This window comes from Roseateles puraquae (assembly GCF_002205845.1).
GTDB classification, from domain to species: domain Bacteria; phylum Pseudomonadota; class Gammaproteobacteria; order Burkholderiales; family Burkholderiaceae_C; genus Pelomonas; species Pelomonas puraquae.
Map to the genome: position 1 here is coordinate 15,074 of NZ_NISI01000016.1, position 25,060 is coordinate 40,133.

The window sequence follows — 25,060 nt, forward strand, 5'->3', positions numbered from 1 at the left end:
CAGCCTGCGTCAGACCGTGGGCGGGAGGGGCGGCGCGGGCTCAGTGCAACATCTGCGCGACCTCGGCAGCCGGGTCGCCCGCGGCGGCCACGCGGGTGGCCAGCAGTTCCAGGTCGAGGTCCAGATGCAGATGCTGGATCAGCTCGGGCACCGCCGCCTGCAGGGCATGGACCGGCTCGTCATGATGCTCGGCCGCATCGGCCAGCACCTCGGCGAGGTGGAGCACTGCGGCGATCAGCGAGAAGGGCCGCGTGTCCAGCGGCCGGTTGGCATGGCCGAAGGCGTCGACCAGGGCCTGAGGGAAATGCCAGTGCCGGGCCAGCGCGGCCGTCACGTCGGCATGGGTGCAGTCGAAGCGGTGCTCTTCCAGCGAGAACCGGCTGCCGGGCTCGGCCGCGTGGGCCTCCACGTCGGCCACCAGTTGAGGCTGGTCCATGGCCATCAGCAGCTGGCCGGTGCGCAGCATCAGGCCGGCGAGGTAGGCGGTGTCAGCCAGGCCCGCGTCCACGCCCAGCAGGCGCGACAGGATGCGGGCGTAGGTGGCGGTGGCGACGCTGTGGCGCCAGAACGTGGCGCGGTCCAGCCCCTGCACGCTGGGGAAGGCGCCGCTCAGGCAGGCCGCGAGCGTCAGGTTGCGCAGCGTCTCCAGCCCCAGCGCATGCGCCGCGTCCACGACGGTGGCGATCTGGTGCGACGGGCTGTAGTGCGCGGAGTTGGCCAGGCGCAGCACCTTGGCGGCCAGCGTCGAGTCCTTCTCGATCAGGGCCGCGATCTGCGGCAGGCCGACGTTGTCGTCATCGAAGCTCTTGAGCAGCCGCGACGCCACTTCGGGCATCGTCGGCAGGGCGTTGTGCTTGACGAAGAATCGCTCCGCTGCTGCATTCATCTTCCGGTCTCCGTGGCGATGAGGACCGGGCCAGTCTAGGCGCGGCCTGCCCTCCGCGGGACGCTGCAGCGCGGCCTCAAGTGATCAGCAATGCACGGAAATCGTTGACATTCGTGAAGGTCGGGCCCGGCACGAGCAGATCGCCCAGCGGCTCGAAGAAGCTCGCACTGTCATGCGCATCGAGCAGCGCCTGCGCGTTCAGGCCCAGGGCCCGGGCGCGGGCCAGGCTGGTGGGTGTGAGCAGCGCCCCCGCATGCGGGCCGACGCCGTCGATGCCGTCGGTGTCGGCGGCCAGCGCATGCACGCCCGGCTCGCCCTGCAGCGCCAGCGCGCAACCCAGCAGGAACTCGGTCGCCCGCCCACCGCGGCCCGGTGCGCGGCTGGGGTTGACGGTCACGGTGGTCTCGCCGCCGGACAGGATCACACAGGGCCGCGCGAACGGCTCGCCGCGCCGCGCCACCGCGCGGGCCAGCGCCGCATGAACGCCGCCCACCACGCGCGATTCACCTTCGATCTCGTCGCTCAGGACATGGGCCGCCAGGCCTTGCGCGCGGGCCGCATCGGCAGCCGCCTCCAGGCTCATCTGCGGCGTGGAGAGCATGACGAGCGTGTGCCCGGCCAGGCGCGGGTCGCCCGGCTTGGGCGTCTCGAAGGCACCGGAGGCCAGCCCCGCGCGGGCCGCCGCAGGCAGGTCGATCTGGTAGCGGTGGCAGATCGCCAAGGCATCGGCGCAGGTGGTGGCGTCTGCCACGGTGGGGCCGGAGGCGATGACGGCGGGATCGTCGCCGGGCACGTCGCTGATCATCAGCGTGACCACGCGCGCCGGCGCACAGGCCGCGGCCAGCCGGCCACCTTTGATGGCCGACAGGTGCTTGCGCACACAGTTCATCTCGCCGATGGTGGCGCCGCTGGCCAGCAGCGCGCGGTTCACGGCCTGCTTGTCGGCGAGCGTCAGGCCGGGCGCGGGCAGGCTCATCAACGCCGAGCCGCCGCCCGAGATGAGACAGATGACGAGGTCGTCTGCCGTGAGGCCGCGGGTCAAGGCCAGCAGGCGCTCGCTGGCGGCCAGCCCGGCGGCGTCCGGCACCGGATGCGCAGCCTCCACCACCTCCAGCCGCCGCGGCCGCCCGCCCAGAGGCACATGGCCGTAGCGGGTGATGACGAGGCCCGACAGCGGCGCCTCGGCCGGCCACGCGGCCTCCAGGGCCTGTGCCATCGCACCACCGGCCTTGCCCGCACCCAGCACCAGCGTGCGACCACGCCCGGGCTCGGGCGGCGGGGGCAGGTGGGCCGCCAGCACACGGCCCGGCAAGGCGCTGGCCACGGCGACGTCGTAGAGCTGGCGCAGCAGGGCGCGAGGGTCGAGGGTCATGGTTGCAGGGTCCAGCGGCCGATCAGGGCGCGTTCGTCTTCGGTCAGGCCGGTGGCGTTGTTCAGCGGCATGGCGCGCTGCACGACCACCTGCTGGTGGATCTGGGCCTTGTGTGCGGCCAGGCCTTCGGCGCTGTCGAGCCGCACTCCCTTTTGCGCGGCCTCACCGGCATGGCAGGCCAGGCAGCGCTGGGCCGCGATGGCCTGCACCTGGGCCAGGGTCACAGGCTCGGCGGCAGCGGCAGCGGCCGGCTGCGGGCGGGGCGACATCCACACGATGAGGCCCGCCAGCAGCGCCAGGGCCAGCACGACGGCGCCCCAGCTGTTGACGCCCTTGTGGCGCTTCACGAAGAACACGCGGATGGCCACGCCCGCGGCCATCAGCACGCACAGCACCACCCAGTTGTGCGGATGTTGGTGCAGCATGCCGTAGTGGTTGCTGAGCATCGCGATCAGCACCGGCAGGCCGAAATAGGTGTTGTGCACGCTGCGCTGCTTGCCGCGCTGGCCATGGATGGGGTCGGGCTTCTGGCCCGCGCGCATCTGGGCGATGACTTTCTTCTGGCCCGGGATGATCCAGTGCGCCACGTTGGCGGTCATCATGGTGGCCAGCGTGGCGCCGATCAGCAGGAAGGCCGCGCGGCCGGCGAAGAGCTGGCAGGCCAGCCAGGTGGCCGCCACCACGAAGACGGCCACCACGGCCATCACCCGGCCGTCATGGCCGATGGCGCCGTCACGCGTGCGGCCCAGCGTGCGGCAGGCGATGTCATATACCGCCGTGCCCACGACCAGGAAACCGAGCGCGGCAAGCACCGCCTGCCAGGGCGCGCCCCAGGCATGCACCCGCGTGTCGATCAGCATCTGGCTGGCGTTGAACAGGTAGAGCACCACGAAGAGGGCGAAGCCGCTCATCCAGGTCCAGTAGCTCTCCCAATAGAACCAATGCAGGTCCTTGGGCAGGTTGGCCGGCGCCACCAGGTACTTCTGCGGGTTGTAGAAGCCGCCGCCGTGCACGGCCCAGAGCTCGCCGTCCACGCCCTTGGCCTTGAGGTCGTCGGCGGTTGGCTTGACGAGGTGGTTGTCGAGCCAGACGAAGTAGAAGGAGGCGCCGATCCAGGCGATGACGGTGATGACGTGCAACCAGCGCAGCAGCAGGTTGGCCCAGTCGAGCAGATAGATGTCCATGAGGCAGCGGTCACTTACGGCCACCACCACGGCGGGTGCTGTGGGGCCCAGGGGTCGCGTCCACGGGCTGCGCAGCCCGACTCCGCGGCGACAGGCCGGAGTGTAGGCAGGCCCACATCAAACCGACCAAGCGTGATTTGCCGCATACGCAACGGCGACAGGCTCGGCTCAGAATCGCCCCATGCCGCTGCCGACCGCCCGCCCCGTGTTGCTGATGCCTGCCCTGAAGCTGGCGGTTGGGCTGGCCGCAGCGATGGCCGCCGGGCTGGCCAACGCCCAGACGGCGGCGCCAGTGCGCATGGCCACCAATGTGGAGCGCAGCTATTTCCCGCCCGCCGAGGCGCTGCTCAAGCGCGCCTATGCCAGCCTGAACCTGGAGGTGGAATACCTGCCGCTTCCGCTGCCCCGGGCCACCATCGAATTGCGCGCCGGCCGGCTGGATGCGGTGGCCATGCGCACCGACACCTATTTCGAGCAGGTGCCGCAACTGCGCAAGGTGGACGTGCCGCTGCTACAACTGCAGCTCTATGCCTATGCGCGCCCGCCCTGCGCTCGCAGCATCACCGCCGAGGAGCTGGGCCGCAGCCGCGTCAGCATGCAGCGCGGCATGGCGGCCGCCGAAGCGCTGGTACCGGAGGCAGCCCGCCTGCCCGCGAACACGCCGGCCGATGCCTTCCTGAGCCTGGCCAACGGCAGCGCCGACTACGCCCTCACGCTGAGCACCCCCTGGATGGTGGAAGTGCCGGTGGAGACCCGCCAGGGCGCCATCTGCGTCATCCCGACGCCGCTGGCGCGCACGACGCTCTATCACGGCGTGCACGAATCGCGTACGGCCTGGGTGCCGGCGCTGGAGCAGGTGCTGCGCGGCATGCGCGACCGCGGCGAGATCCAGCAGGCCTGGACGGACTACGAGCGCGAGATCGCGACACCGAATGCCCGGCTGCACGCCCAACCCGGGCGCAGCCTGGTGCTCAATCCGGCGCCGGCTGCGCCGCCAGCGGCAACGCCAGCATCTGCGCCAGCACGGCCACGGCAATGACGCCGGGCTGCTTGCCCGCCACGCCGGGCACGCCGATGGGGCAGGTCACCCGAGCCAGGTCGCCGTCGCCAAACCCCCGGGCCTGCAGCCGCTGACGAAAGCTCGCCCATTTGGTGCGGCTGCCGATCATGCCGATGAAGGGCAGGTCCGCCTGCTCGCGGGCACGGCGCAGGCAGGCCGCGATGATGTCGAAGTCTTCCGCATGGTTGTGCGTCATCACGAGCACGGCCGAGCCAGGTGCCAGGTCCGGCACCGCGTCAGCGGGCGGGTCGGCCACCTCGTGCTGCCAGCCGCGCGGCGGCGGGCCGGGCGGGAACTGGCCCTCGCGGCTGTCCACCCAGTGCAGCGCCAGCGGTAGCTCCCGGGCAAAGCGCGCCAGCACCTCGCCGACATGACCGGCGCCGAACAGTGCGACCGGCCGCAAGGGCGGCTGGGGCAGGTGAGCGGCGAGATCGTCGCCCGCCGGGACGCGGGCAAAGCGCAGCCACACCACGCCGCCGCAGCACTGGCCAAGGCTCGGGCCGAGCGGGTAGCGCACCTCCTCGGCCAGGTCGCCGCCCGCCAGCGCGGCACGCGCACGGGCGATGGCGTCGAACTCCAGATGGCCGCCCCCGACCGTGCCAGTGAGTCCCTCGGCCGTCACCGCCATCCAGGCGCCGGCCTCGCGCGGCACGCTGCCCTGGGTGCGCGCGACGGTGACCAGCACCGTGTCGGTCACGTTCAGCTGCCCCGGTAGGTGGAATAGGCCCAGGGCGAGGCCAGCAGGGGCACGTGGTAGTGGCTGTCGGCGTCGGCGATGCCAAAGTCCAGCGGCACCTCGTCCAGGAAGGCCGGCTCGGGCAGGTTGTCGCCGCGGGCGCGGAAATAAGCCGCCACCTCGAACACCAGGCGGTAGCGGCCAGCCGTGAAGGCTGCGCCTTCGAGCACGGGGCCGTCGGCCCGGCCGTCGTGGTTCAGCGTCAGGCTGCGCAGCCACTTGGGGCCTTCAGCGTCGACGCGGTACAGCCGCACGGCCATGCCGGCCGCAGGGCAGCCGTTGGCGGTGTCGAGCACATGTGTTGTCAGTTTGCCCATGAGAACTCCAATCCTTGGTGCAAAGTGTAGGGATGAGCACACCCCGTTATCCCCGCGACCTGATCGGCTACGGCGAGAACCCACCGCACGCGCAGTGGCCGGGCCAGGCCCGGGTGGCCGTGCAGTTCGTGCTGAACTACGAGGAAGGCGGCGAGAACTCGGTGCTGCACGGCGATGCGGGCAGCGAGCAGTTCCTGTCGGAGATGTTCAACCCAGCCAGTTACCCGGCGCGGCACCTGAGCATGGAAGGCATCTACGAGTACGGCTCGCGCGTCGGCGTGTGGCGCTTGCTGAAGGAATTCGAGCAGCGCGCACTGCCGCTGACCGTCTTCGGTGTGGGCATGGCGCTGGAGCGCCACCCCGACCTGACCCAGGCCTTCGTGGAACTCGACCACGAGATCGCCTCGCATGGCTGGCGCTGGATCCACTACCAGGGCATGGACGAAGCCACCGAGCGCGCCCACATGGCCCAGGCCATGGCCAGCCTGCAGCGCCTGACCCTGGGCCGCGACCCGCACGGCCTGGGCTGGTACACCGGCCGCGACAGCCCCAACACGCGGCGCCTGGTGGCGGACTTCGGCGGCTTCGAGTACGACAGCGACTACTACGGCGACGACCTGCCCTTCTGGCTGCAGGTGCGCAAAACCGACGGCAGCCTCGCGCCTCATCTCGTCGTGCCCTACACGCTGGACTGCAACGACATGCGCTTCGCCCTTCCGCAGGGCTTCAGCCATGGCCAGCCCTTCTTCGAGTACCTGAAGGACAGCTTCGACGTGCTCTACGCCGAGGGTGCCGACAGCCCCAAGATGATGAGCATCGGGATGCACTGCCGCCTGCTCGGCCGCCCCGGGCGGATGCGCGCCCTGCAGAAGTTCCTCGACCACATCGAAGCCCACGACCGCGTCTGGGTCTGCCGCCGCCTGGACATCGCCCGCCACTGGAAGGCCACCCATCCCTTCGACGCCCGCACCGCCTTCGTGTGGGAATGAACGACCATGAAAATGGGGTCAGAGTGCATTTTCTAGATCAACTCAACGCCGCCTCGGTGGCCGATTTCGTCGCCCTGCTGGACGGCACCTACGAACATTCGCCGTGGATCGCCGAGCGCGCCGCCGCCGCGCGGCCGTTCGCGTCCCTCGCCGCGCTCAAGGTGGCCCTGGCCCGCGTGGTGCGCGAGGCCACCGTGGACGAGCAGCTCGGCCTGATCCGCGCCCACCCGGAGCTCGCCGGCAAGGCCGCCGTGGCGGGCGAGCTGACGGCCGAGTCGACGAACGAGCAGAGCAAGGCCGGCCTGACCGCCTGCACGCCCGAGGAGTTCGCCAAGCTGCAAGAGCTCAACGCGGCCTACAACGCGCGTTTCGGCTTCCCGTTCATCCTGGCGGTGCGCGGCCCGCGTGGCCTGGGCCTCACCCGCCAGGAGATCATCGCGACCTTCGAACGCCGCCTGCGCGCCCACCCCGACCTGGAGCGGGCCGAATGCCTGCGGCAGATCCACCGCATCGCCGAGATCCGCCTGAACGACAAGTGCGGCGTGCAGCCCGCCCGCGGCCAGCAGCTCTGGGACTGGGCGGCCGAGCTGGCCCGCCACAGCGATGACGCCGAGTTCCTGACCTGCACCTACGCCACGCCTGCCCACACCGCCGTCGCCGAGCAGCTGATGGCGTGGATGCGCGATTGCGGCTTCGACGACGTGCACCGCGATGCGGTTGGCAATGTGGTGGGCGTCTACCACGGCACCGCAGGCGCAACCGCCGGCCAACGCCTGCTGACCGGCAGCCACTTCGACACCGTGCGCCGCGCCGGGCGCTTCGACGGCCGCCTGGGCATCTTCGTGCCGATGCTGGTGGTGCGAGACCTGCACCGCGCCGGGCGCCGCCTGCCCTTTGGCCTGGAAGTGGTGGGCTTTTCGGAAGAAGAGTGCCAGCGTTTCCCGGCCGACTTCCTCGCGTCCAGCGCGGTCATCGGTGCCTTCGACGCCGACTGGCTGGCCCGCACGGATGCCGCCGGCATCACGCTGGCCGACGCCATGCGCGCCGCCGGCCTGCCGGGCAGCGACGAGGCCATCCAGGCCCTGCGCCGCGACCCGGCGCGCTACCTCGGCTTCGTGGAGGTGCACATCGAGCAGGGGCCGGTGCTGGACAGCCTGGACCTGCCGCTGGGCATCGTCACCAGCATCAACGGCAGCCGGCGCTACACCGGCGAGGTCATCGGCCTGGCCAGCCACGCGGGCACGACGCCGATGGGCCAGCGCCGTGATGCCGCCGCGGGCGTCGCCGAGCTCATCCTCTTCTGCGAGCAGCGCGCCGCCGCGGTGCCCGACGTGGTGGGCACCGTGGGCATGCTGGAGGTGCCCTCGGGCTCCATCAACGTCATCCCCGGCCACTGCCGCTTCAGCCTGGACCTGCGCGCCACGACGGACGAGGCCCGTGATGCGCTGGATGCCGACGTCCGCGCCAAGCTCGACGAGATCTGCCAGCGCCGCGGCCTGAGCTTCACGCTGCAGCCGACGCTGGCGGCCAATGCCGCGCCCAGCCACCCGGCCTGGCAGGCCCGCTGGGAAGCCGCCGTCACGGCCCTGGGCCTGCCGCTGCACCGCCTGCCCTCGGGCGCCGGCCACGACGCGATGAAGCTGCACGAACTGCTGCCGCAAGCCATGCTCTTCGTGCGCGGGGGCAATGGCGGCATCAGCCACAACCCGCTGGAGTCCGTGACGGTGGACGACGCCGAGCTGGCGGTCGCCGCCTTTGAGCATCTGATCGAGAACCTGCATGTCTGAACCCATCACCACCTGGATCGCCACCCACTTCGACGACCAGGTCCGCTTTCTGCAAGCCCTGGTGCGCGTGCCTACCGACACCCCGCCCGGCAACAACGCACCACATGCCGAGCGCACGGCCGAGCTGTTGACGGCGCTGGGCTTCGAGGTGGAGCGCCACGCGGTGCCTGCCGCCGAGGTACAGGCCGCGGGCATGCAGTCCATCACCAACCTCATCGTGCGTCACCGCTTCAGCGAGGGCGGACCGACGATTGCGCTGAACGCGCATGGCGACGTCGTGCCGCCGGGCGAGGGCTGGACCCACGACCCCTACGGCGCTGAGATTGTTTACCCCTCGCCAGCGGGTACGCCGGCGGTCCCCCAAGGGGACGCGGTGGGCCTCGGGAGCGGCCCAGCGCCCCACCTCATGGACGGCAAGCTGTATGGCCGCGCCGCAGCCGTCAGCAAGAGTGACTTCGCCACCTACACCTATGCGCTGCTGGCGCTCAAGAACTCGGGCCTGCCGCTCAAGGGCGCGGTCGAGCTGCACTTCACCTACGACGAGGAGTTCGGTGGCGAGCTCGGCCCCGGCTGGCTGCTGGCCCAAGGCCTCACCCGGCCCGATTACCTGATCGCGGCGGGCTTCAGCTACCAGGTCGTCACCGCTCACAACGGCTGCCTGCAGATGGAGGTGACGCTGCACGGCCTGGCCTCGCATGCCGCCTACCCGCACACCGGCGTGGACGCGCTGCAGGCCGCCACCCGGCTGCTGACGGCGCTCTATGCGCACAACGACGTGCTGCGCACCCGGCAGTCGCAAGTGGCCGGCATCACCCACCCCTACCTGAACGTGGGTCGCATCGAGGGCGGTAGCAACACCAATGTCGTCCCCGGCAAGGTGGTGCTCAAGCTCGACCGGCGGATGATCCCCGAGGAAGACCCGGCCGCCGTGGAAGCCGAGGTGCGCGCGCTCATCGAGCAGACGGTGGCTGCCTGCCCCGGCATCCGGCTCGACATCAAGCGCCTGCTGCTCGCCCATGCCATGAAGCCGCTGCCCAGCGCCGCACCGCTGGTGGCCGCGCTGCAGAAGCACGGCGAGGCGGTGTTCGGCGAGCCCATCCCCACCTCGGGCACGCCGCTGTACACCGACGTGCGCCTCTACACCGCCCATGGCATCCCGGCGGCCATCTACGGCGCCGGCCCGCGCACCGTACTGGAGAGCAACGCCAAGCGCGCCGACGAGCACCTGAACCTGGCCGACCTGCAAGGCGCAACCCGCGTCGTGGCCCTGGCGCTGGCGGAGCTGCTCGCAGCCTGAGGACGGGCAACGCTCGAGCGGCTGCCCAAGCCGCACCGACCGCCGCTGGGACGGCGGGCAAGCGTGTCATTGTTATCAATTTAGGTGCATGCACCCCGTGCAGTCGCGCCCATCAATTGGCAAAATTGATAGCCATCACGCCAGGGATTCGTCAACAGCGAGCCCCACCGCCCGCCCACGAAGCTGCACCATGCCCACCATCCTCATCGTCGACGACAACGCCCCCTTGATCCAGGTCATGGCCCCCATGCTGGCGGGCCTCGGGCAGGTGAGGTTTGCCACCAGCGGCGCTGCCGCCCTGCGCCAGATGCGGCTGGACCCACCCGACCTGGTCCTGCTGGACGCCGAAATGCCCGAGATGGACGGCTTCGAAGTCTGCGCCGCCATGCGGGCAGACGCCGCGCTGGAGGCCATCCCCGTCATCTTCGTCACCAGCCATGACGATCTGGAGGCGGAGTTGCGTGGCCTGGCTGCCGGTGCGGTGGATTTCATCGCCAAGCCCGTGCGCGAACCTCTGCTGGTGGCCCGTGTCACGACCCATTTGCGCCTGAAGCACCTGACCGACGAACTCCGCCGCACGGCTCAACGTGACGGACTCACGGGCCTGCACAACCGGGGCAGCTTCGACCAGCACCTCAGCCGCGAATGGCAGCGCAGCCTGCGCACCGGCACGCCCCTGTCGCTGGTGTTGCTCGATGTGGACCACTTCAAGCGCTACAACGACCACTACGGCCACCCGGCAGGCGATGCCTGCCTGCGCGCGGTCGCGGCGGCGCTCGGCGGCCTGGCCCGCCGACCTGGCGATCTGGCGGCCCGGGTGGGCGGCGAAGAATTCGCGGTGCTGCTGCCCAACACCACGCCCGAGGGCGCACGCGAGGTGGCCGAAGCGATCTGCCAGGCCATCGGCCAGCTCGCCCTGCCCCATGCGGCGTCCCTGACCGCCGACCACGTCACGGTCAGCCTCGGCGTGGCCGGCTGGGTGCCCCGCCCGTCGCCCCACGACGGCGCCGAGCAGGCGCTGATGAAGCGCGCCGGCGAGGCCCTGTACGACGCCAAGGCCGCAGGCCGCAGCCGTGTCGGCCCGGTCGCGCGGGCGACACCGGACGCCGCCGCCGGCTCGTACGTTCCCGCACCCATCAACGCGACCCGTTGCCCGGCCTGACCATGACGAGCTTCTGGCAGCGCTCCCGCAAGGCCCTGGCACCGGGCCCCCGCGCCCTGGCCGTGATGGCGGTGATGCTGGCCACCGGCCTCTTCACCGCGAGCCTGGCCTACATCGCGCAGCTCCAGAACAACCGCGCCGATGCGGCGACCCGCTTCGAGGCTCTCGCCAACCGGGTGACCTTCGAGGTGGGCGAGCGGCTGCGCCGCTATGAGTACGGGCTGCGCGGCGCCCGCGGCGTGGTGTTGGCCGGGAACGGCACCACCACCCGCGAAGCCTTCCAGCGCTATGCCGACTCGCGCCAGATCGAACGGGAGTTCCCCGGCGCACGGGGCTTCGGTGTCATCTGGCGCGTGGCCGAGGCAGACCAACCGGGTTTCGTGCACCGCATGCAGGCCGGCGGCCTGGAAAACTTCTCGGTGCGCCAGTTCGAACCTCACGGCGGTGAGCGCTACGTCATCACCCTGGTCGAACCCCTGGCACGCAACCGCGAAGCCATCGGCCTGGACATTGCCTCCGAACTCCGCCGCCGCGACGCCGCCGACCTGGCCGCCGTGAGCGGCAAGGCCACGCTCAGCGCACCCATCACCCTGGTGCAGGCCTCGGGCAGCACCTCACGCGGGCTGCTGCTGTTGCTGCCCATCTACCAACCTGGCGCGCCCACCGGCACGCCCCACGAGCGCGAGAACGCCCTGATCGGCTGGTCGTATGCCCCACTGCTGGTGGATGACGTGATGCAGGGCCTGGACGTGGACGAAGACCAGTTCTCGCTGGACCTGTACGACCGCGAGGCGGACGCCACCACCGCCTTCCACAGTGCCCGCCCCGACAGCGTCATGGCCGACGACGCGCTGGAGGTGCGCCTGCCGATGACCTTGTACGGCCGCACCTGGGATGTGCGTTTGCGCCCCTCACCGGCCTTTCTCGCGGCCCTGAAGCAGCCTTCGCCCGCCACCGAGGCGCTGGAAGCCCTCGTCCTCGGCCTCGCCTGCTCGGGCCTCATCGCCGCGCTGCTGCAGCTGATGGACCGCACCCGGGGGCAGCGGCTGGAACAGGCCCGCCGTGCGGCCATCGTCGAGGGCAGCAGCGATGCGGTCATCGTGCAGAACCTGGACGGCGTCATCACCGACTGGAACGGCGGCGCCGCCCGGCTGTTCGGTTATCCCATCGAGCAGGCCAAAGGCCGCACCGCCACCGAGTTGCTGCTGCCCCAGGGCTTGGAGCGAGAGGATGAAGACATCCGTCGCACCGTGGCCGGAGGTGACCGGGTGCAGGTGTTCGAGACCCTGCGGCGCGCGAGCGACGGCACGCTCATCCCGGTCTCCATCACCGCCTCGCCCATCCATGATGCCAATGGCGTGGTGGTGGGCGCCGCCAAGATCCTGCGTGACGTGCGCGAGGCCCGCGCCGCCGAGCAGCGCATGCGCGAACTCAACGCCAGCCTGGAAGACCAGGTGCGCGAACGCACCGCCATGCTCGAAGCCGCCATGCAGCAGGCGCGCGAGGCCAACGAGGCGAAGAGCCGGTTCCTGGCCAACATGAGCCACGAGATCCGCACGCCGATGAACGCGGTGATGGGCCTGTCGCATGTGCTGGGCAAGACCGCGCTTGACGACGACCAGACCGGCTTGCTGGCGCGCATCCAAGTGGCCAGCAAGGGCCTGCTGTCGATCATCAATGACGTGCTGGATCTCTCCAAGATCGAGGCCGGCGAGATGCGACTGGAGGCGGCGCCGTTTGACATCGACGCCGTCGTGCGTGACGTGGCCTCGCTCATCAGCGTGGCGGCCGAAGACAAGGGCATCGGCTTCGAGGTCATGGTGTTGGGTGACGCCCCCCGGACGCTGGTGGGTGACAGCACACGGCTGCGCCAGGTGCTGCTCAACCTGCTGAGCAATGCCGTCAAGTTCACCAGCACCGGCGGCGTGCGCCTGCAGGTGCAACTGACCGCTGTGGCCGCCGCGACAGGCCCTGCTGCCGACGTGAGCCTGCGCGTGACCGACACCGGCATCGGCATCCCGGCCGAGGTGCAGGGCCAGCTCTTCCAGCCCTTCGTGCAGGCCGACACCTCCACGACCCGCCGCTTTGGCGGCACGGGCCTGGGCTTGTCCATCGTGCGGCAGCTGGTGGCGCTGATGTCGGGCCAGATCAATCTGCAAAGCGCACCGGGCAAAGGCAGCGAGTTCCGCGTGGACCTGCAGCTGCCGGTGAGCCAGGAGGCGCTGACCGCCGACGTCACCGCAGTGCCAGTGCCCCGAGGCCAGGGCCTGACCGGCCTGCGGCTGCTGGTGGTGGACGACATCGACATGAACCGCGAGGTCGCCTCGCGGCTGCTGCGCAGCGAAGGCGCGGACGTGGTGTTGAGCGTCAACGGCCAGGAAGCCCTCGCCACGCTGGCCACCGGCGCCACCTTCGACGCCGTGTTGATGGACGTGCAGATGCCCGTGCTCGACGGGCTGAGCGCCACCCGGCGCATCCGGGCCACGCCCGGCCTGCTGGCGCTGCCCGTCATCGGCCTGACCGCCGGCGTGGGGGCTGACGAGCAGCAGCTCGGGCTCTCGGCCGGCATGAACGCCATCGTCGGCAAACCCTTCGACCCCGAGCACCTCGTGGCCACCATCCGCCGCCTGCGGGCGGGCCAGCCGGCAGCCTCCGGCCCGCAAGACGCGACGGCTGCGGCCTCGCCCTGCCCGCCCGAATGGCCGCGCCTGGCCGGCATGGACGCCGAGCGGGCCTACCGCCAGCTCAAGGGCGACACACGGCTGCTGGGCCGGCTGCTCGACCATGTGCTGGCCACGCTGCGGGAGCTGCCGCCCGAGGCGCTGTCCGTCGCGCCGCACGCCACGCTGACCGCGCGGCTGCACGACCTCAAGGGCACCGCAGGCACCCTGGCTGCGACGACGCTGCAGACGCTGGCCGCCCAAGCCGAGCGGCTGCTGCGTGCCGGCGACACCACCCAGGCCCGCCCCGTGCTGGCCAAGATGGCCGCACTGCGGCCCGGCTTCGAGGCCGAGCGCGCGCGCCTGCCGGCAGCCCCTGCTGCCGATGCCGATGCCGGCACCAGCGCGCCACTCAGCGCGCAGGCGCTGCACGCATGGCAGCGGCAGCTCAAGGCCAACGACTTGCAGGCCCTGGACAGCTTCCAGCCGCTGCGCCCCGCGCTGCGCCGTCAACTGGGCGACCTCGCCTTTGCGCGGCTGGTGCAGCATGTCGAGTCGCTGGCCTTCGATGCGGCGGTGCAGGTCCTGGAAGATGCCGGGCTGGTCACCAGCAGCGAGCCACAGCAAAGCGCAGAGGTTCACGGCGCATAAGCGTTTGCGCGACAGCGCGTGACGCCCGCGCAGACACCTAGAATGCGCCACCATGCTCCGCCTGAACCACGCCCGCTCACGCCGCCACCTCGGCTGGCTGATCGTCGTGTTCCTGCTGGGCGTGCTCGCCCCCGGCATCAGCGCCGCGCTGGCCCATGCCCGGGGCGACTTCGCGGCGCTGCAGGATGTCTGCCGCTCGCCGGCTGCCAGCAACAGCCTGCAGCCCAAGCCGCTCGAAGCGGCCCTGGACCTGCTGGCCAAAGGGCACTGCCCCGCCTGCCACATCGGCACCGGCGACCTGGCACCGCCTCCCGCGCCCCTGCCGCTGACGCTGCGCAACGACCTGCTGCTGCAAGCGCCTGAACGCTTCTGGACCGCCCCGGTCACCGCCCACGCCTGGCGCCCCGCCAGCGCGCGCGCCCCTCCCGCCGCTTGATCGCTCCCTGACGCTGTCGCGCCCCTTGGGGCCGGCATTTGCCTGCCCGCCCGGCCTGGCCGCGGCGCGCGGGCCTGGTTCGATCACTGCTGCTCATGAACAAGACTCTTCTCGCGCGCGCGGCTGCGGCCTGCGCGGCGCTCTACCTGCTGCCTGGCCTGGCCCTGGCCTGCGACGACTGCGATTGCGACGACACGCCCGCGCCCATGGCCAGCGCCGCGGCCGGCACCGCTGCGCAGGAGGGCGACACGCCCGCCCCACGCGCCAAGCTCGGCCTGGTGCGCGTGCAAGGCGCCTCACCCAGCTCCCTGCCCACCAACATCCCCACCACGCGCGAAACCGTCACGCGCGAGGACATCGAGCGCAACATCAATGCGACCGACTCGGAGGATGCGCTCAAGTACCTGCCGAGCCTGTTGGTGCGCAAGCGCTACATCGGCGACTACAACCACGCCATCCTGTCCAGCCGCGCCTCGGGCACCGGCAACAGTGCGCGCTCGGCGGTCTATGCCGACGGCATCCTCCTATCCAACTTCCTGGGCAACGGCGTGGGCGGGCTGAGCTTCCCGCCGCGCTGGGGCCTGGTCACGCCGGAGGAGATCGAGCGGGTGGACGTGATGTACGGCCCCTTCTCGGCCGCCTACCCCGGCAACTCGGTGGGCGCCGTGGTCGACTACGTGACCCGCATGCCGACGAAGTTCGAGGCCCACGCCAAGGTCGGCTATGTGAGCCAGCCCTTCAAGCTCTACAACACCGACACCACCTACCGCGCCTGGCAGGCCAGCGCCTCGGTGGGCAGCCGGGACGGCGATCTGAGCTGGTGGATCAACGTCAACCGCACCGACAGCGACGGCCAGCCGCTGACCTTCGCCACCCGGCTGGTGTCCTCCGGCACGGCCGTCACCACCGGCACGCCGGTCACCGGCGCGGTCGCCGGCCTGAACAACGCCAATCAGGCCTGGTGGCTGATTGGCGCGGGCACCCAGTACCGCACGGTGCAGGACCACCTCAAACTCAAGTTCGCCTATGACCTGAGCCCGACCCTGCGCGCCAGCTATGTGTTCGGTGCCTGGCGCAATGACGCTGACGGCAACTCCGAGAGCTATCTGCGCAATGCCGCCGGGCAGCCGGTGACCAGCGGCGCCATCGTCATCGACGGCAAGCAGTACGCCGCGCTCACCGGGGGCGACCTCGCCGTCACCCGCGAGAAGCTCAGCCACACCATGCATGGCCTGTCGCTGAAGAGCCGCAGCGGCGGCACCTGGGACTGGGAACTGGCCGCCAGCCTCTACGACTACGGCCGCGACGAGAAGCGCCAGAACGCCGCCACCAACGCGCAGCCCAGCGCCTTGAACGGCGGCGCGGGCACGCTGGCCGATGGCAGCGGCACGGGCTGGCACACGCTGGCCGCCAAGGGCATCTGGCGGCCGGCGGGCACCGACCATGTCGTGGACGTCGGCCTGCAGCAAGACAGCTACCAGCTCCGCTACATCACCACCAGCCTGACCAACAACTATCTGCAGGACGGCCCGGGCACCTTGACCAGCAATGTGAGCGGCAACACCACGCTGCAGGCGGCCTACGTGCAGGACGCCTGGCTGATCGCGCCCGACTGGAAGGCCGTGGCCGGCCTGCGCGCGGAGCGCTGGGAGGCGAGCGATGGCCGCACGGATTTCTCCGGCAGCAGCAAGCTCAGCTACCCCACGCGGCGCGAGCATTTCCTGTCGCCCAAGCTTGCGCTGTCCTGGCAGGCGCTGGAGAACACGGTGCTGAAGGCGTCCGTGGGCCGCGCCGTGCGCATGCCCACCGTCAGCGAGCTCTATGGGGCAACCTCCACCACCAACTCGCTCTACATCAACGACCCCAACCTGAAGCCCGAGAAGTCGTGGACCGCGGAGCTCAGCGCCGAAGGCCTGTGGGGGCCGCTGCAGTCGCGGGTCACGCTGTTCGCTGAAACCACGCGCGACTCGCTGTATTCGCAGACCGCGTTCGACGCCGCGGCCAACCGCAACATCAGCCGCGTGCAGAACGTCGACAAGGTGGGCACCACCGGCCTGGAAGCCAGCTTCGGCACCCAGGACTGGCTGACGCGCGGGCTGGACCTGTCCATGAGCCTCACCTACACCGACTCCAAGATCAAGGCCAACCGCGGCTTTGTCGCGGTGGCAGGCGACACCGTGGGCAAGTGGCAGCCCAACATCGCGCGCTGGCGCGCCACCGCGCAGGCGGGCTACCGACTCAACGCAGCCTGGAGCGCCAACCTCGCGGTGCGCTACAGCGGCCCGCAGTACCGCACGCTCAACAATGCCGACGTGAACGGCTTCGCCTACCAGGGCGTCAGCAAGTTCCTCACGGCGGATGCGCGCCTGCGCTGGCAGATCGACCGCCAGTGGAGTGCAGCGTTCGGTGTGGACAACCTGAACAACGACAAGTACTGGAACTTCCACCCGTATCCGCAGCGCAGCTATTCCGCTGAGTTGAAGTTCGACCTGTGAGGACCGCCGCCATGACCAAGACCGCCCTGCTCCTGACTGCACTGTTCAGCGGCATCGCCCACGCCCACATCACGCTCGACCAGCCCGCGGCGCCCGCCGGCAGCAGCTACCGCGCCACCTTCAAGGTCGGCCACGGCTGTGACGGCGCAGCCACCACGGCCATCACCATCACGCTGCCGGACGGCCTGCGCGGCGCCAAGCCCATGCCCAAACCCGGCTGGACGCTGACCACCACGCGCCGGCCGCTCAAGGCGCCCTACGAGAGCCACGGCAAGACCGTCGCCGACGAACTCGCCGAGGTGCGCTGGACGGCCAACACGCCGGCCGATGCCCTGCCCGACGCCTGGTACGACGAATTCGTCGTGCGCGCCAGCCTGCCGGCCGAGCCGGGCGAGCTGTTCTTCGCCGTGCGCCAGACCTGCACCGAGGGCGAGTGGCACTGGGCCGAGAAGCCCAGCGCCGCCAACCCGAAGCCACGCGCACCGGCCGTGAAGCTGGTCGTGCAACCCGCCGCGTCGCAACCCCACCACTGACCTGAATCGCCACGAGCCCTCTCGCCGGCCGCGCCTTGCGGCGCACCGGCCAGCGGAGCCGTGGCCACCTCTGCCATGACACACCTGACCCCCTCCCGCGCCCGCCAACCGGCCCTGGCGCTGGTCCCCCTCGCCTGCCTGCTGGCCCTGCCGGCCGCCGCCCAGACGGACACCACCACCCTGGAGCGCGTCTCCGTCACCGGTACCGCCAGCGGCCTGGCCACGGCGGCCGGCAGCAACTCGCGACTGGGGCTGACGCTGCAGCAGACGCCGGCCAGCGTCACCGTCATCGACCGCGAGGCCATCGAGGCCCGCGGCGCCGCCACCACGCAAGACCTGCTCAAGGGCGTGCCCGGCGTCGTGTTCTCCGACCCGCCCGGCTCGGCCGGCAGCGTGTTCTACCGCGGCTTCGGGTCGGGCTCGCTGGCCCAGCTCTACAACGGCATCAGCGTGCAGTACGACGCCATCGCCGCCCGGCCGGTGGACAGCTGGATCGTCGAGCGGCTGGAAGCCATCGGCGGACCGTCGAGCTTCCTGAACGGCTCGGGCGCCGTCGGCGGCACGATCAACGTCATCACCAAGGTGGCCGACACCAGCGGTGACATCACACGGCTTTACACCGGCCTGGGCGACCGCGCGCAGTTGGCCGGCAGCTGGCAGCGCACCGTGGCCGACCAGGTGCTGCGCGTGGAACTCAACCGCAGCGAGGGCGCCCTGTGGACGCAAGGCCGCGACCGCAGCGCCTGGCAGGCCAGCGCCTCCTGGCGCGCACCGCTGACGGCCGGCCTGGTGCACACCCTGGCGCTGGAGCGCCAGCACGAGAAGGTGCTGCAGCCTTACTGGGGCACGCCGATGCTGCGCGCCGCCGACGGCAGCGCGAGCGGCCAGCTGCGCTTCGACCCCGGCACCTTTGGCGTGAACTACAACGTGGTGGACGGCCGCTACGAGCAGGACGTCGACTGGGCGCGATCCATCCTCGAATGGACCGTCTCGCCCGCGACGCGCCTGACCCACACCCTCTATCACTACAACGCCCTGCGCGACTACGACAACGTCGAGGTCTACACCTTCAAGGCCGGCAACACCGCGGTCGAGCGCAGCAGCGCCCTGCTGCAGCGCCACGACCAGCACGTGACCGGCAGCCGCCTGGAGGCCAGCCACAGCACCACCCTAGCCGGCCTGCGCTCCGATTTCGCCGCCGGCTGGGACTGGAGCTTCAATGAGCAGACGCGTTTCCCGCTGTCGGTCGCCGGCCCCTTCGACACCACCTCACCCTACGCGCCGGCCGACCGCTACTTCCTGCAGACGCCCGGCATCACGCGCACCTACACACCGGGCGCCACCAACCTGCTGCGCAGCTTTGCGCTCTTCCTGGAGAACCGCACGGTGCTGGGCGGTGGCTGGTCGGTGGTCAGCGCGCTGCGGGCCGATCGCATCGCGCTGGACGTGCGCAACCACCGCGCGGTCACGGCCACCAACCCGGCGCTGTTCACCACGCGCTTCTCGCCCGTCACGGGCCGGCTTGGGCTGGTGAAGGACCTCGGCGCCGACTGGCAGGTCTACGCCCAGGCCAGCACCGCCGCCGACCCGCCGTCGGGCGTGCTGGCCACGGCCGGCTTCTCGGCACTGCGCAACTTCGACCTCACCACCGGCCGCCAGGTCGAGGTGGGCAGCAAATGGGGCTTCGATGCCGGCCGAGGCTGGGCGACGCTGGCGGCCTACGACATCACGCGCAGGAACCTCGCCATCACCGACCCCAACGACCGCACCCAGGTCATCCCGGTCGGCGCGCAGAGCAGCCGTGGCGTGGAGCTCAACACGCGATGGCGCCCGACGGCCGCCTGGACGCTGGCCGCCCAGGCCAGCTACACCCAGGCGCAGTACGACACCTTCGTCGAGACCGTGGGCACGGCGACCGTCTCGCGCGCCGGCAACCGCCCGGCCAATGTGCCGGCCGTCGTGCTGGGCGCCAGCGCCGACTGGCGGGTGAACGACGCCCTCACGATGGGGGCGGACTGGCGCCACGTCGGCCGCCGTTATGCCAACACCGCCAACACCGTGTGGGACGGCGCCTATGACCTGCTGGGGTTCAACCTCACGCTGCGCATCACGCCCCAGCTCACCGCCCGGCTGCGCGTGGACAACGCGACGGATGCCCGCTACGTGGCCAGCCTCAGCACCAGCCTGCCCTACCTCGGCGCACCGCGCAGCCTCAGTGGCGCGCTCGACTGGCGCTTCTGATCATGAAGCGGCTGCTCTACCTGCTGCACCGCTGGGCCGGCATCACGCTGGCGCTGGTGATGGCGCTGTGGTTCCTGTCGGGCATGGTCATGCTCTATGTGGGCTACCCCAAGCTCACGCCCGCCGAGCAATTGCAGGGCCAGGCCGTGCTGACCGCCGGGCCCGACTGCTGCGTGCCGCTGGCCGAGGCGCTCGCGGCCTCCGGCCTGCGCGAGCCGACTCAGTGGCGGCTGATGCGCATCGGCGGCGAGCTGCGTTATGTGTTCGGCGACGGCCGCAAGGCTGCGGCTGCCGTCGATGCACGCAGCGGCCGGCGTGTGCCACCAACCGACGCGAGCGCCGCGGTGGCCAGTGCCGCCGAGTTCGCCGGCGGTGCCCCCGTGCACTGGCTCGGCGAGGTGCAGGAGGACGCCTGGACCCACTCCCGCGCGCTCGACGCCCACCGGCCGCTGCAGGTCGTCGCGGTGGACGAGCCCGACGGCCGCTGGCTCTACGTCAGCAGCCGCACCGGCGAGGTGGTGCGCGATGCCAGCCGCACCGAACGCACCTGGGGCTGGGTGGGCGCCTGGCTGCACTGGCTCTATGTCTTCCGCGGCGGTGCACTCGACGCCTGGTGGACCGACATCGTCATCTGGCTGGCCATCGCCGGTGGCGTGCTGGCCCTGAGCGGCAGCGTGGTCGGCGTGTGGCGCTGGCGCTTCGGCACGCCTTACAAGACGGGCTCGCGCTCGCCCTACCGCGCGGGCCTGATGCGCTGGCACCACCTCGTGGGCCTGACGGGCGGCCTGCTGGCACTGACCTGGGTGCTCAGCGGCCTGTTCTCCATGAACCCGTGGAAGCTCTTCACGGCCAACGGGGCCAAGCCCGACCGCATCGCCTTCGCCGGCGGCCCGCTGCGCGCGGACGATGCGCCTGCCGCGGCCCACGTGCTGGCGCAACTGAGCGCCGACGGCCAGGCCCCGCGCCTGCTGGAATGGCGCCGTGTGGCGGGCCAGCCGGTCGTGCTGGTTCAGACCGCGGGCGCCAGCTTCCTCGTCGATGCCTCCGGCCGGCGCCTCCCCCCACTATTCGAGGCCACGCTCGAACAGGCCGCCGCACGCCTGCTGCCGCAGGCCCGCATCATCAGCCGCGAATGGCTGCAGGCCTACGACGCGCACTACTACGCCCGCGAGTCGCACACCATGACCGGCCACCGCGAACGCCCGCTGCCCGCGCTGCGCCTTCGCTTCGACGACCCCGCCGCCCATGAAGCCGTGCTCGACCCTGCCACCGGGAGCCTGGTGCAGCTCACCAACCGCCCGCAGCGTGCCGAGCGCTGGCTCTTCGCCTTCCTGCACAGCTTCGACCTGCCGGTGTTGCTCAACGCCCGACCCATGTGGGACCTCTGGATGCTGGGCTTCAGCCTCGCCGGCCTGGCGCTGTCACTGACCGGGGTGGTGCTGGGCTGGCGAAGGTTGAGGCACAAGGTCACGCGGCGGCCAGTGGCTGGGCGGCGGTAACTGCCTTCAGGCGCGATGTGGGCGGGCGGAGCGGGGCGCTGCGGGTGGGGACAGAGGACCGCGGAAGGCTGATGGGAGCCGTTCGCGGCTCAGGGCCTCAGCGACGATTGTTCAGCCCCATCAAGCAGACGGCTGCGGGGCCGGCTTGCCTGTCGGCTTTGACTCCGACATCGGCCGCTCGGTGGGTAGTTCACGCACAGCCCGCCCGAATGACCGCTGCGCGGCACAGTGCTGTTCGGAACTCAGCTGGCAGTCCGGCCCGCCTGCTTGATCGCATACATCTGCTGGTCGCTTCTGAGCATCAGGTCGACCAGCGCCTCTCCCTTGGCCGCGGTCGCGTACCCCACGCTGATGGAAACGGGCAAGCCCGCTGCGATCGTCGACCAGTCCCGGCGGCTGACCGCATCCATCAGGCGCTGAGCCATCTGACGCGCGAAGCCCTCATCTGCGTCTCGCAGTACCACGACAAACTCGTCACCGGCGAGCCGTGCAGCCAAGTCTGTCTTGCGGACGTTCGACCTCAAGACCTCGGCGATACCCTTCAGCACCTCGTCGCCGATGTTGTGCGTATACGTGTCGTTGATGAACTTGAAGCGGTTGACGTCGATCATCAGTAGCGAGACACCGCCGCCTCCTGCTGCGCTCTCGCTCAGCCAAGCGGTCGCATCCTGCTCGAATCGGCGCCTGTTGGGCAGGCCTGTCAGGACGTCTTCGTGCGCGAGGCGCTCATAAACCCGACTGGTCTCGTTTGCCGCTGCAATCCGCGCAGAGCGACCGACGTATCTTCCCCACCCCCTGCTGGCGAAAAGCACGACCGCGAGGAAGACCAGTATTCCCCAGGCGGTCTCATTGGTAGTGCCCACGAACAGATCCAGGAACCTCTTGGGCACGACAAGATGGCTCAGCCCGACAAGGAAGGGAAGCAGGATGGCAAGCATCGCCAACTCAAGCACGAGGAGCGCCACGCTCGACCAGGCCTGCGGCATTCGGGAATGACGCAGAACAACTGCCGTGTACAGGGCGGCATAGGCGCTGCCCACAACGATGGCGACCACGGTACGGGCCGTCACATCCTCGAAGTCCAAATGCGACACCAGGAAGGACAGCGAGGTGAAGCCCAGCAGGACCAGGGTCACTTCCAGAACGGTACGCGCGGCACGCCTTGCCCAGGTGTCGTCCGCCTTGGGCATTGCGAACAGTCGTTGGAAAGCCTGAAGAACAACCTGCATGACCGAGACGCGACAAGCCAAAACGGCAGGAGTTTCATCCAGCCCCCAAGGCGCAGAAGTGGCCCGTGCGCCAGGCAACGCCACCTACCGGGAATATGCACGCGAGAGAAGGCATGCTCACTCTGCATCCAGTCTGCTGAAGAGCTTTCAACCGGCGCTCAACCGATTGCAAGAAGTCGCCGCCATCGCTCCACAGCCACCACGCGTACAAGCTCTCCATCCGCCAAGCGGCAATGCCAGCCCGGCAATCGTGGATAGCGGCCCACCGCCGGGCTCTCTGTCGACTCCGAATCCCGTCCGCGCCCGCCCTGTTCGAGTCGCTCGAACATCAGGTCTGCGCCGACGCGCAGCCAGCGCACCACTGACGAAAAAAGGCCCGGCTGACCCCGCCTGATCGCGGCATCGTTCACGCTCGGGCACGACGATGATTCAGCCCGTCACCAGTGCATGGCCCCCGGCAACGTTGCGGCCCCTGGCGAGGCGGAACGCGAACCGCCCGCGACCACGAGAAGCACCAAGTTCGGGCCCGACTGCGTCACCTCCCGGTGTCGCCTGCCAGGCCGCCTGCGCTGTGATGAACGCCGCAGCCCCACGCCCCGTCTCGGGGTGTCCCGGGCGGCGTGAGGCGCTCTTTCGCCCCGACCGGCTCATGCCGGGCGGGGCTTTCCTTTGCGCGGCTGCGTGCGCTTCAGCGCATGGCGACGATGCCACCGTCTCGCGAGGCCGCCAGCAGGAAGAGCCCCGGCTCGCTGCGCTCGCCGCTCTTCACCTGCACGTCCACCAGGCACGCGGCGCCCACCGCCGTGGCCCGCACCACGCGCGTCTGGCGCTTGGTGGTGGAGCGGCCGAGTCGCTCCACGAGTTCACGGTAGACGGCCTGGCGGCCGGCGGGGGCGTCGGCGCCCAGGCTGCCTTCGGGGGCGAACTGCGCGGTCAGGCCCCAGGCGTCGCTGGCGTTCCAGTGGGCATCGAAATCGTTGAGTCGTTGCTGCAGGGCGGCGGTGTCGTCACAGGGCGCGGTGGCGGCATGGGCTTCCTCACCGAAGGTGATGACGGCGGCGGCCACGAGGCACAGGGCGGACAGGAGGCCCAGGCGGGCGGGGGTGATGAGTGACATGGGAGTGTCCTGATGGATGGAGGCAAGAAGGGCGAAGCCGTTCAGCGCACGCCGGCCGGCGGCAGCGGGTCGGGCACCTTGTTGCGCGTCGGGGGCAGGGTCTGCAGGTAGGCGAACACGGCCTTGAGGTCGTCGTCGGTCATGTGGTTGTAGACCGGGATCGGCATGGGCGGCAGCACCGGGCGGCCGCGGCCCAGATGGCGGCCGGTGCGGATGGTCTGCACGAAGTCGCTCTCGCTCCAGCGGCCCAGGCCCGTGTCGGGGTCGGACGTGAGGTTGGCGGAGAAGCTCACGCCCCAGGGGCCCGAATAGGCCGTGCCGGTCTGCGCGATCAGCACCATCCAGGGCTCACCGGGTGGCGTGGCCGGCGCGGTCACGGTGAAGCCCTGCGGATGGCCGGACAGGTGACGGGCCATGTCGGGCTCGGGGCCGTTGGCGCCCATCTTGAGCGGCGTGTGGCAGTCGGCGCAGCCGCTGGTGTTGACGAGGTAGCGGCCGCGTTCGATGCGGTCACTGGCCTGGGCTGTCGCGGCAACCAGGATGAGCAGGGGCAGGATGGCCTTCATGGGCTTTTCTCCGGGGGGTTGAGGTTGAAGTGGCGGGCCAACACAGCCAGGCCCTGGGCGTCGATCTCGCGGGTGCCGAGCGGCGGCATCTGCTGGTAGGGGTTGCGGGTGCCCGCGCGGCGCAGCACGGCGGCGCCGTCCACCGGCGCGGGCGGCTGGCCCGCGTCCAGCGCGAGCCGCAGCGGCACCGGCACGCCACCGTCGAAATGGCAGTGGCCACAGTTGCCGTGCAGATAGCCGCGGGCGGCCTGCTCGGCGGGCGTGGCGGCCAGGAAGTCCGGCCCCTGCTCGCGCCAGGCGGCCGGGGCCGGTGCGATGACGCCCTCGCGCACCAGGGCGGGCACGGCGGGGCCGAGCTGCAGGGCGGCAAAGCCCAGCACCGGGCTGCGCGCGCCGGCATGGCAGGCCATGCAGTCGCCCACCGACGGCAGCTCGTAGCGGCGCCCGCCGGGCAGCGTCAGCACGGCACCGCGGTCAGGCGCGCGGCGGGCCTGGCCGTCGTGCCAGACATAGGTGGCGGCCTCGACGCGGCCATCGGCCTGGACCACCAGATGCCGGGTCTCGACCGGGTGGCCGTCCACGCTGAAGGTCTTCCACAGCCGGGTGCCGGCCGGGAAGCGCCACGCGTCAGCCCGGCTGGCGTCGACCGTGGTGCCAGGCGGCAGGGCGATCCAGCGCTGCTTGGCCGCGCCGTCGGACCACAGCGGAAATCGCGGCTCGAAGCTCCGCAGGCCCGGGCCGCCGAAGCCGGTGTCGGCCAGCCGCTCAGGCAGCGTAGCCCGCACCGGCAGGGCGACGGCGAGCAGCAAGAGGGCACAGGCAAGGCGGGGCATGGGACGGCAC

20 protein-coding genes are annotated in these 25,060 nt (G+C 70.7%); 11 read left to right on the top strand and 9 right to left on the bottom strand.

Annotated features, from left to right (window positions below):
* Positions 1-40 precede the first annotated feature (40 nt).
* From CDO81_RS24430 to CDO81_RS24440, 3 genes are all read right to left on the bottom strand, one after another.
* Positions 41-886, bottom strand: coding sequence for an HDOD domain-containing protein (locus CDO81_RS24430; RefSeq protein ID WP_088485870.1), 846 nt, complete (start codon positions 884-886; stop codon positions 41-43).
* Between the two features lie 76 nt (positions 887-962).
* Positions 963-2,258: a glycerate kinase type-2 family protein gene (locus CDO81_RS24435; protein WP_088485871.1), complete on the bottom strand. Its 1,296-nt coding sequence runs from the start codon at positions 2,256-2,258 to the stop codon at positions 963-965.
* Positions 2,255-3,442: a urate hydroxylase PuuD gene (locus CDO81_RS24440; RefSeq protein WP_088485872.1), complete on the bottom strand. Its 1,188-nt coding sequence runs from the start codon at positions 3,440-3,442 to the stop codon at positions 2,255-2,257. The genes CDO81_RS24435 and CDO81_RS24440 overlap by 4 nt, the downstream gene beginning before the upstream one ends.
* Before the next feature lie 181 nt (positions 3,443-3,623).
* On the opposite strand from CDO81_RS24440, the gene CDO81_RS24445 reads away from it, so the two are divergent.
* On the top strand, positions 3,624-4,481 hold the full coding sequence (locus CDO81_RS24445; RefSeq protein ID WP_088485873.1) for a substrate-binding periplasmic protein: 858 nt from the start codon (positions 3,624-3,626) through the stop codon (positions 4,479-4,481).
* On the opposite strand, the gene xdhC is transcribed toward CDO81_RS24445, so the two are convergent.
* Together xdhC and uraH are read right to left on the bottom strand one after the other, a co-directional pair.
* On the bottom strand, positions 4,414-5,199 hold the full coding sequence (gene xdhC / locus CDO81_RS24450; RefSeq protein WP_241517136.1) for a xanthine dehydrogenase accessory protein XdhC: 786 nt from the start codon (positions 5,197-5,199) through the stop codon (positions 4,414-4,416). The genes CDO81_RS24445 and xdhC overlap by 68 nt on opposite strands.
* A gap of 2 nt (positions 5,200-5,201) precedes the next feature.
* The gene (uraH, locus tag CDO81_RS24455) at positions 5,202-5,555 is read right to left on the bottom strand and encodes a hydroxyisourate hydrolase (RefSeq protein WP_088485874.1); all 354 of its coding nucleotides are present in this window, start codon (positions 5,553-5,555) and stop codon (positions 5,202-5,204) included.
* A gap of 32 nt (positions 5,556-5,587) precedes the next feature.
* Here uraH and puuE point away from each other — a divergent pair, with 32 nt between their 5' ends.
* The 10 genes from puuE to CDO81_RS24505 all read left to right on the top strand — a co-directional run bounded on the left by puuE (position 5,588) and on the right by CDO81_RS24505 (position 21,305).
* Positions 5,588-6,544 carry an allantoinase PuuE gene (puuE, locus tag CDO81_RS24460; protein ID WP_088485875.1) on the top strand — a complete coding sequence of 319 codons (957 nt, stop codon included), beginning with the start codon at positions 5,588-5,590 and terminating at the stop codon, positions 6,542-6,544.
* A gap of 23 nt (positions 6,545-6,567) precedes the next feature.
* A complete protein-coding gene (uraD, locus tag CDO81_RS24465) occupies positions 6,568-8,331 on the top strand; it encodes a 2-oxo-4-hydroxy-4-carboxy-5-ureidoimidazoline decarboxylase (RefSeq protein WP_241517137.1) in 1,764 nt (587 codons plus the stop codon).
* Positions 8,324-9,628, top strand: a complete 1,305-nt coding sequence (locus tag CDO81_RS24470; RefSeq protein WP_088485877.1) for a M20/M25/M40 family metallo-hydrolase — start codon at positions 8,324-8,326, stop codon at positions 9,626-9,628. Before uraD ends, CDO81_RS24470 begins: the two co-directional genes overlap by 8 nt.
* Positions 9,629-9,818: 190 nt before the next feature.
* Positions 9,819-10,790: a diguanylate cyclase domain-containing protein gene (locus tag CDO81_RS24475; RefSeq protein ID WP_088485878.1), complete on the top strand. Its 972-nt coding sequence runs from the start codon at positions 9,819-9,821 to the stop codon at positions 10,788-10,790.
* A 2-nt stretch (positions 10,791-10,792) separates the two neighbouring features.
* Positions 10,793-14,101, top strand: coding sequence for a CHASE domain-containing protein (locus CDO81_RS24480; protein ID WP_144397392.1), 3,309 nt, complete (start codon positions 10,793-10,795; stop codon positions 14,099-14,101).
* Positions 14,102-14,153: 52 nt separating this feature from the next.
* A complete protein-coding gene (locus CDO81_RS24485) occupies positions 14,154-14,537 on the top strand; it encodes a DUF2946 family protein (RefSeq protein WP_088485880.1) in 384 nt (127 codons plus the stop codon).
* Positions 14,538-14,743: 206 nt separating this feature from the next.
* Complete coding sequence (locus CDO81_RS24490; protein ID WP_088485952.1) at positions 14,744-17,032, top strand: TonB-dependent receptor; 2,289 nt, start codon at positions 14,744-14,746, stop codon at positions 17,030-17,032.
* Between the two features lie 11 nt (positions 17,033-17,043).
* Entirely contained in the window at positions 17,044-17,565 is a 522-nt protein-coding gene (locus CDO81_RS24495) for a YcnI family copper-binding membrane protein (RefSeq protein ID WP_088485881.1), read from the top strand.
* A 75-nt stretch (positions 17,566-17,640) separates the two neighbouring features.
* Complete coding sequence (locus CDO81_RS24500) at positions 17,641-19,806, top strand: TonB-dependent receptor (protein WP_088485882.1); 2,166 nt, start codon at positions 17,641-17,643, stop codon at positions 19,804-19,806.
* Positions 19,807-19,808: 2 nt separating this feature from the next.
* On the top strand, positions 19,809-21,305 hold the full coding sequence (locus CDO81_RS24505) for a PepSY-associated TM helix domain-containing protein (protein ID WP_088485883.1): 1,497 nt from the start codon (positions 19,809-19,811) through the stop codon (positions 21,303-21,305).
* A gap of 242 nt (positions 21,306-21,547) precedes the next feature.
* Here CDO81_RS24505 and CDO81_RS24510 read toward each other — a convergent pair whose 3' ends face one another.
* From CDO81_RS24510 to CDO81_RS24525, 4 genes are all read right to left on the bottom strand, one after another.
* Entirely contained in the window at positions 21,548-22,534 is a 987-nt protein-coding gene (locus CDO81_RS24510) for a GGDEF domain-containing protein (protein ID WP_088485884.1), read from the bottom strand.
* Between the two features lie 688 nt (positions 22,535-23,222).
* Positions 23,223-23,651: a hypothetical protein gene (locus CDO81_RS24515; RefSeq protein WP_088485885.1), complete on the bottom strand. Its 429-nt coding sequence runs from the start codon at positions 23,649-23,651 to the stop codon at positions 23,223-23,225.
* A 41-nt stretch (positions 23,652-23,692) separates the two neighbouring features.
* Positions 23,693-24,217, bottom strand: coding sequence for a c-type cytochrome (locus CDO81_RS24520; RefSeq protein ID WP_088485886.1), 525 nt, complete (start codon positions 24,215-24,217; stop codon positions 23,693-23,695).
* Positions 24,214-25,050 (bottom strand): SRPBCC family protein, encoded by an 837-nt coding sequence (locus CDO81_RS24525; RefSeq protein ID WP_144397393.1) that lies wholly within the window; start codon positions 25,048-25,050, stop codon positions 24,214-24,216. Before CDO81_RS24525 ends, CDO81_RS24520 begins: the two co-directional genes overlap by 4 nt.
* Between the last annotated feature and the right edge of the window lie 10 nt (positions 25,051-25,060).

Excerpts from the sequence above, each read along its gene's own strand:
- CDO81_RS24495 (WP_088485881.1), top strand. The coding sequence starts at position 17,044 with ATGACCAAGACCGCCCTGCTCCTGACTGCACTGTTCAGCGGCATCGCC.
- CDO81_RS24490 (WP_088485952.1), top strand. The coding sequence starts at position 14,744 with ATGGCCAGCGCCGCGGCCGGCACCGCTGCGCAGGAGGGCGACACGCCC.
- CDO81_RS24430 (WP_088485870.1), bottom strand. The coding sequence starts at position 886 with ATGAATGCAGCAGCGGAGCGATTCTTCGTCAAGCACAACGCCCTGCCG.
- CDO81_RS24515 (WP_088485885.1), bottom strand. The coding sequence starts at position 23,651 with ATGTCACTCATCACCCCCGCCCGCCTGGGCCTCCTGTCCGCCCTGTGC.
- CDO81_RS24500 (WP_088485882.1), top strand. The coding sequence starts at position 17,641 with ATGACACACCTGACCCCCTCCCGCGCCCGCCAACCGGCCCTGGCGCTG.
- CDO81_RS24440 (WP_088485872.1), bottom strand. The coding sequence starts at position 3,442 with ATGGACATCTATCTGCTCGACTGGGCCAACCTGCTGCTGCGCTGGTTG.
- CDO81_RS24510 (WP_088485884.1), bottom strand. The coding sequence starts at position 22,534 with ATGCAGGTTGTTCTTCAGGCTTTCCAACGACTGTTCGCAATGCCCAAG.
- CDO81_RS24520 (WP_088485886.1), bottom strand. The coding sequence starts at position 24,217 with ATGAAGGCCATCCTGCCCCTGCTCATCCTGGTTGCCGCGACAGCCCAG.
- uraH (WP_088485874.1), bottom strand. The coding sequence starts at position 5,555 with ATGGGCAAACTGACAACACATGTGCTCGACACCGCCAACGGCTGCCCT.
- CDO81_RS24480 (WP_144397392.1), top strand. The coding sequence starts at position 10,793 with ATGACGAGCTTCTGGCAGCGCTCCCGCAAGGCCCTGGCACCGGGCCCC.
- CDO81_RS24470 (WP_088485877.1), top strand. The coding sequence starts at position 8,324 with ATGTCTGAACCCATCACCACCTGGATCGCCACCCACTTCGACGACCAG.
- CDO81_RS24475 (WP_088485878.1), top strand. The coding sequence starts at position 9,819 with ATGCCCACCATCCTCATCGTCGACGACAACGCCCCCTTGATCCAGGTC.
- CDO81_RS24525 (WP_144397393.1), bottom strand. The coding sequence starts at position 25,050 with ATGCCCCGCCTTGCCTGTGCCCTCTTGCTGCTCGCCGTCGCCCTGCCG.
- CDO81_RS24435 (WP_088485871.1), bottom strand. The coding sequence starts at position 2,258 with ATGACCCTCGACCCTCGCGCCCTGCTGCGCCAGCTCTACGACGTCGCC.
- puuE (WP_088485875.1), top strand. The coding sequence starts at position 5,588 with ATGAGCACACCCCGTTATCCCCGCGACCTGATCGGCTACGGCGAGAAC.
- CDO81_RS24445 (WP_088485873.1), top strand. The coding sequence starts at position 3,624 with ATGCCGCTGCCGACCGCCCGCCCCGTGTTGCTGATGCCTGCCCTGAAG.
- CDO81_RS24485 (WP_088485880.1), top strand. The coding sequence starts at position 14,154 with ATGCTCCGCCTGAACCACGCCCGCTCACGCCGCCACCTCGGCTGGCTG.
- CDO81_RS24505 (WP_088485883.1), top strand. The coding sequence starts at position 19,809 with ATGAAGCGGCTGCTCTACCTGCTGCACCGCTGGGCCGGCATCACGCTG.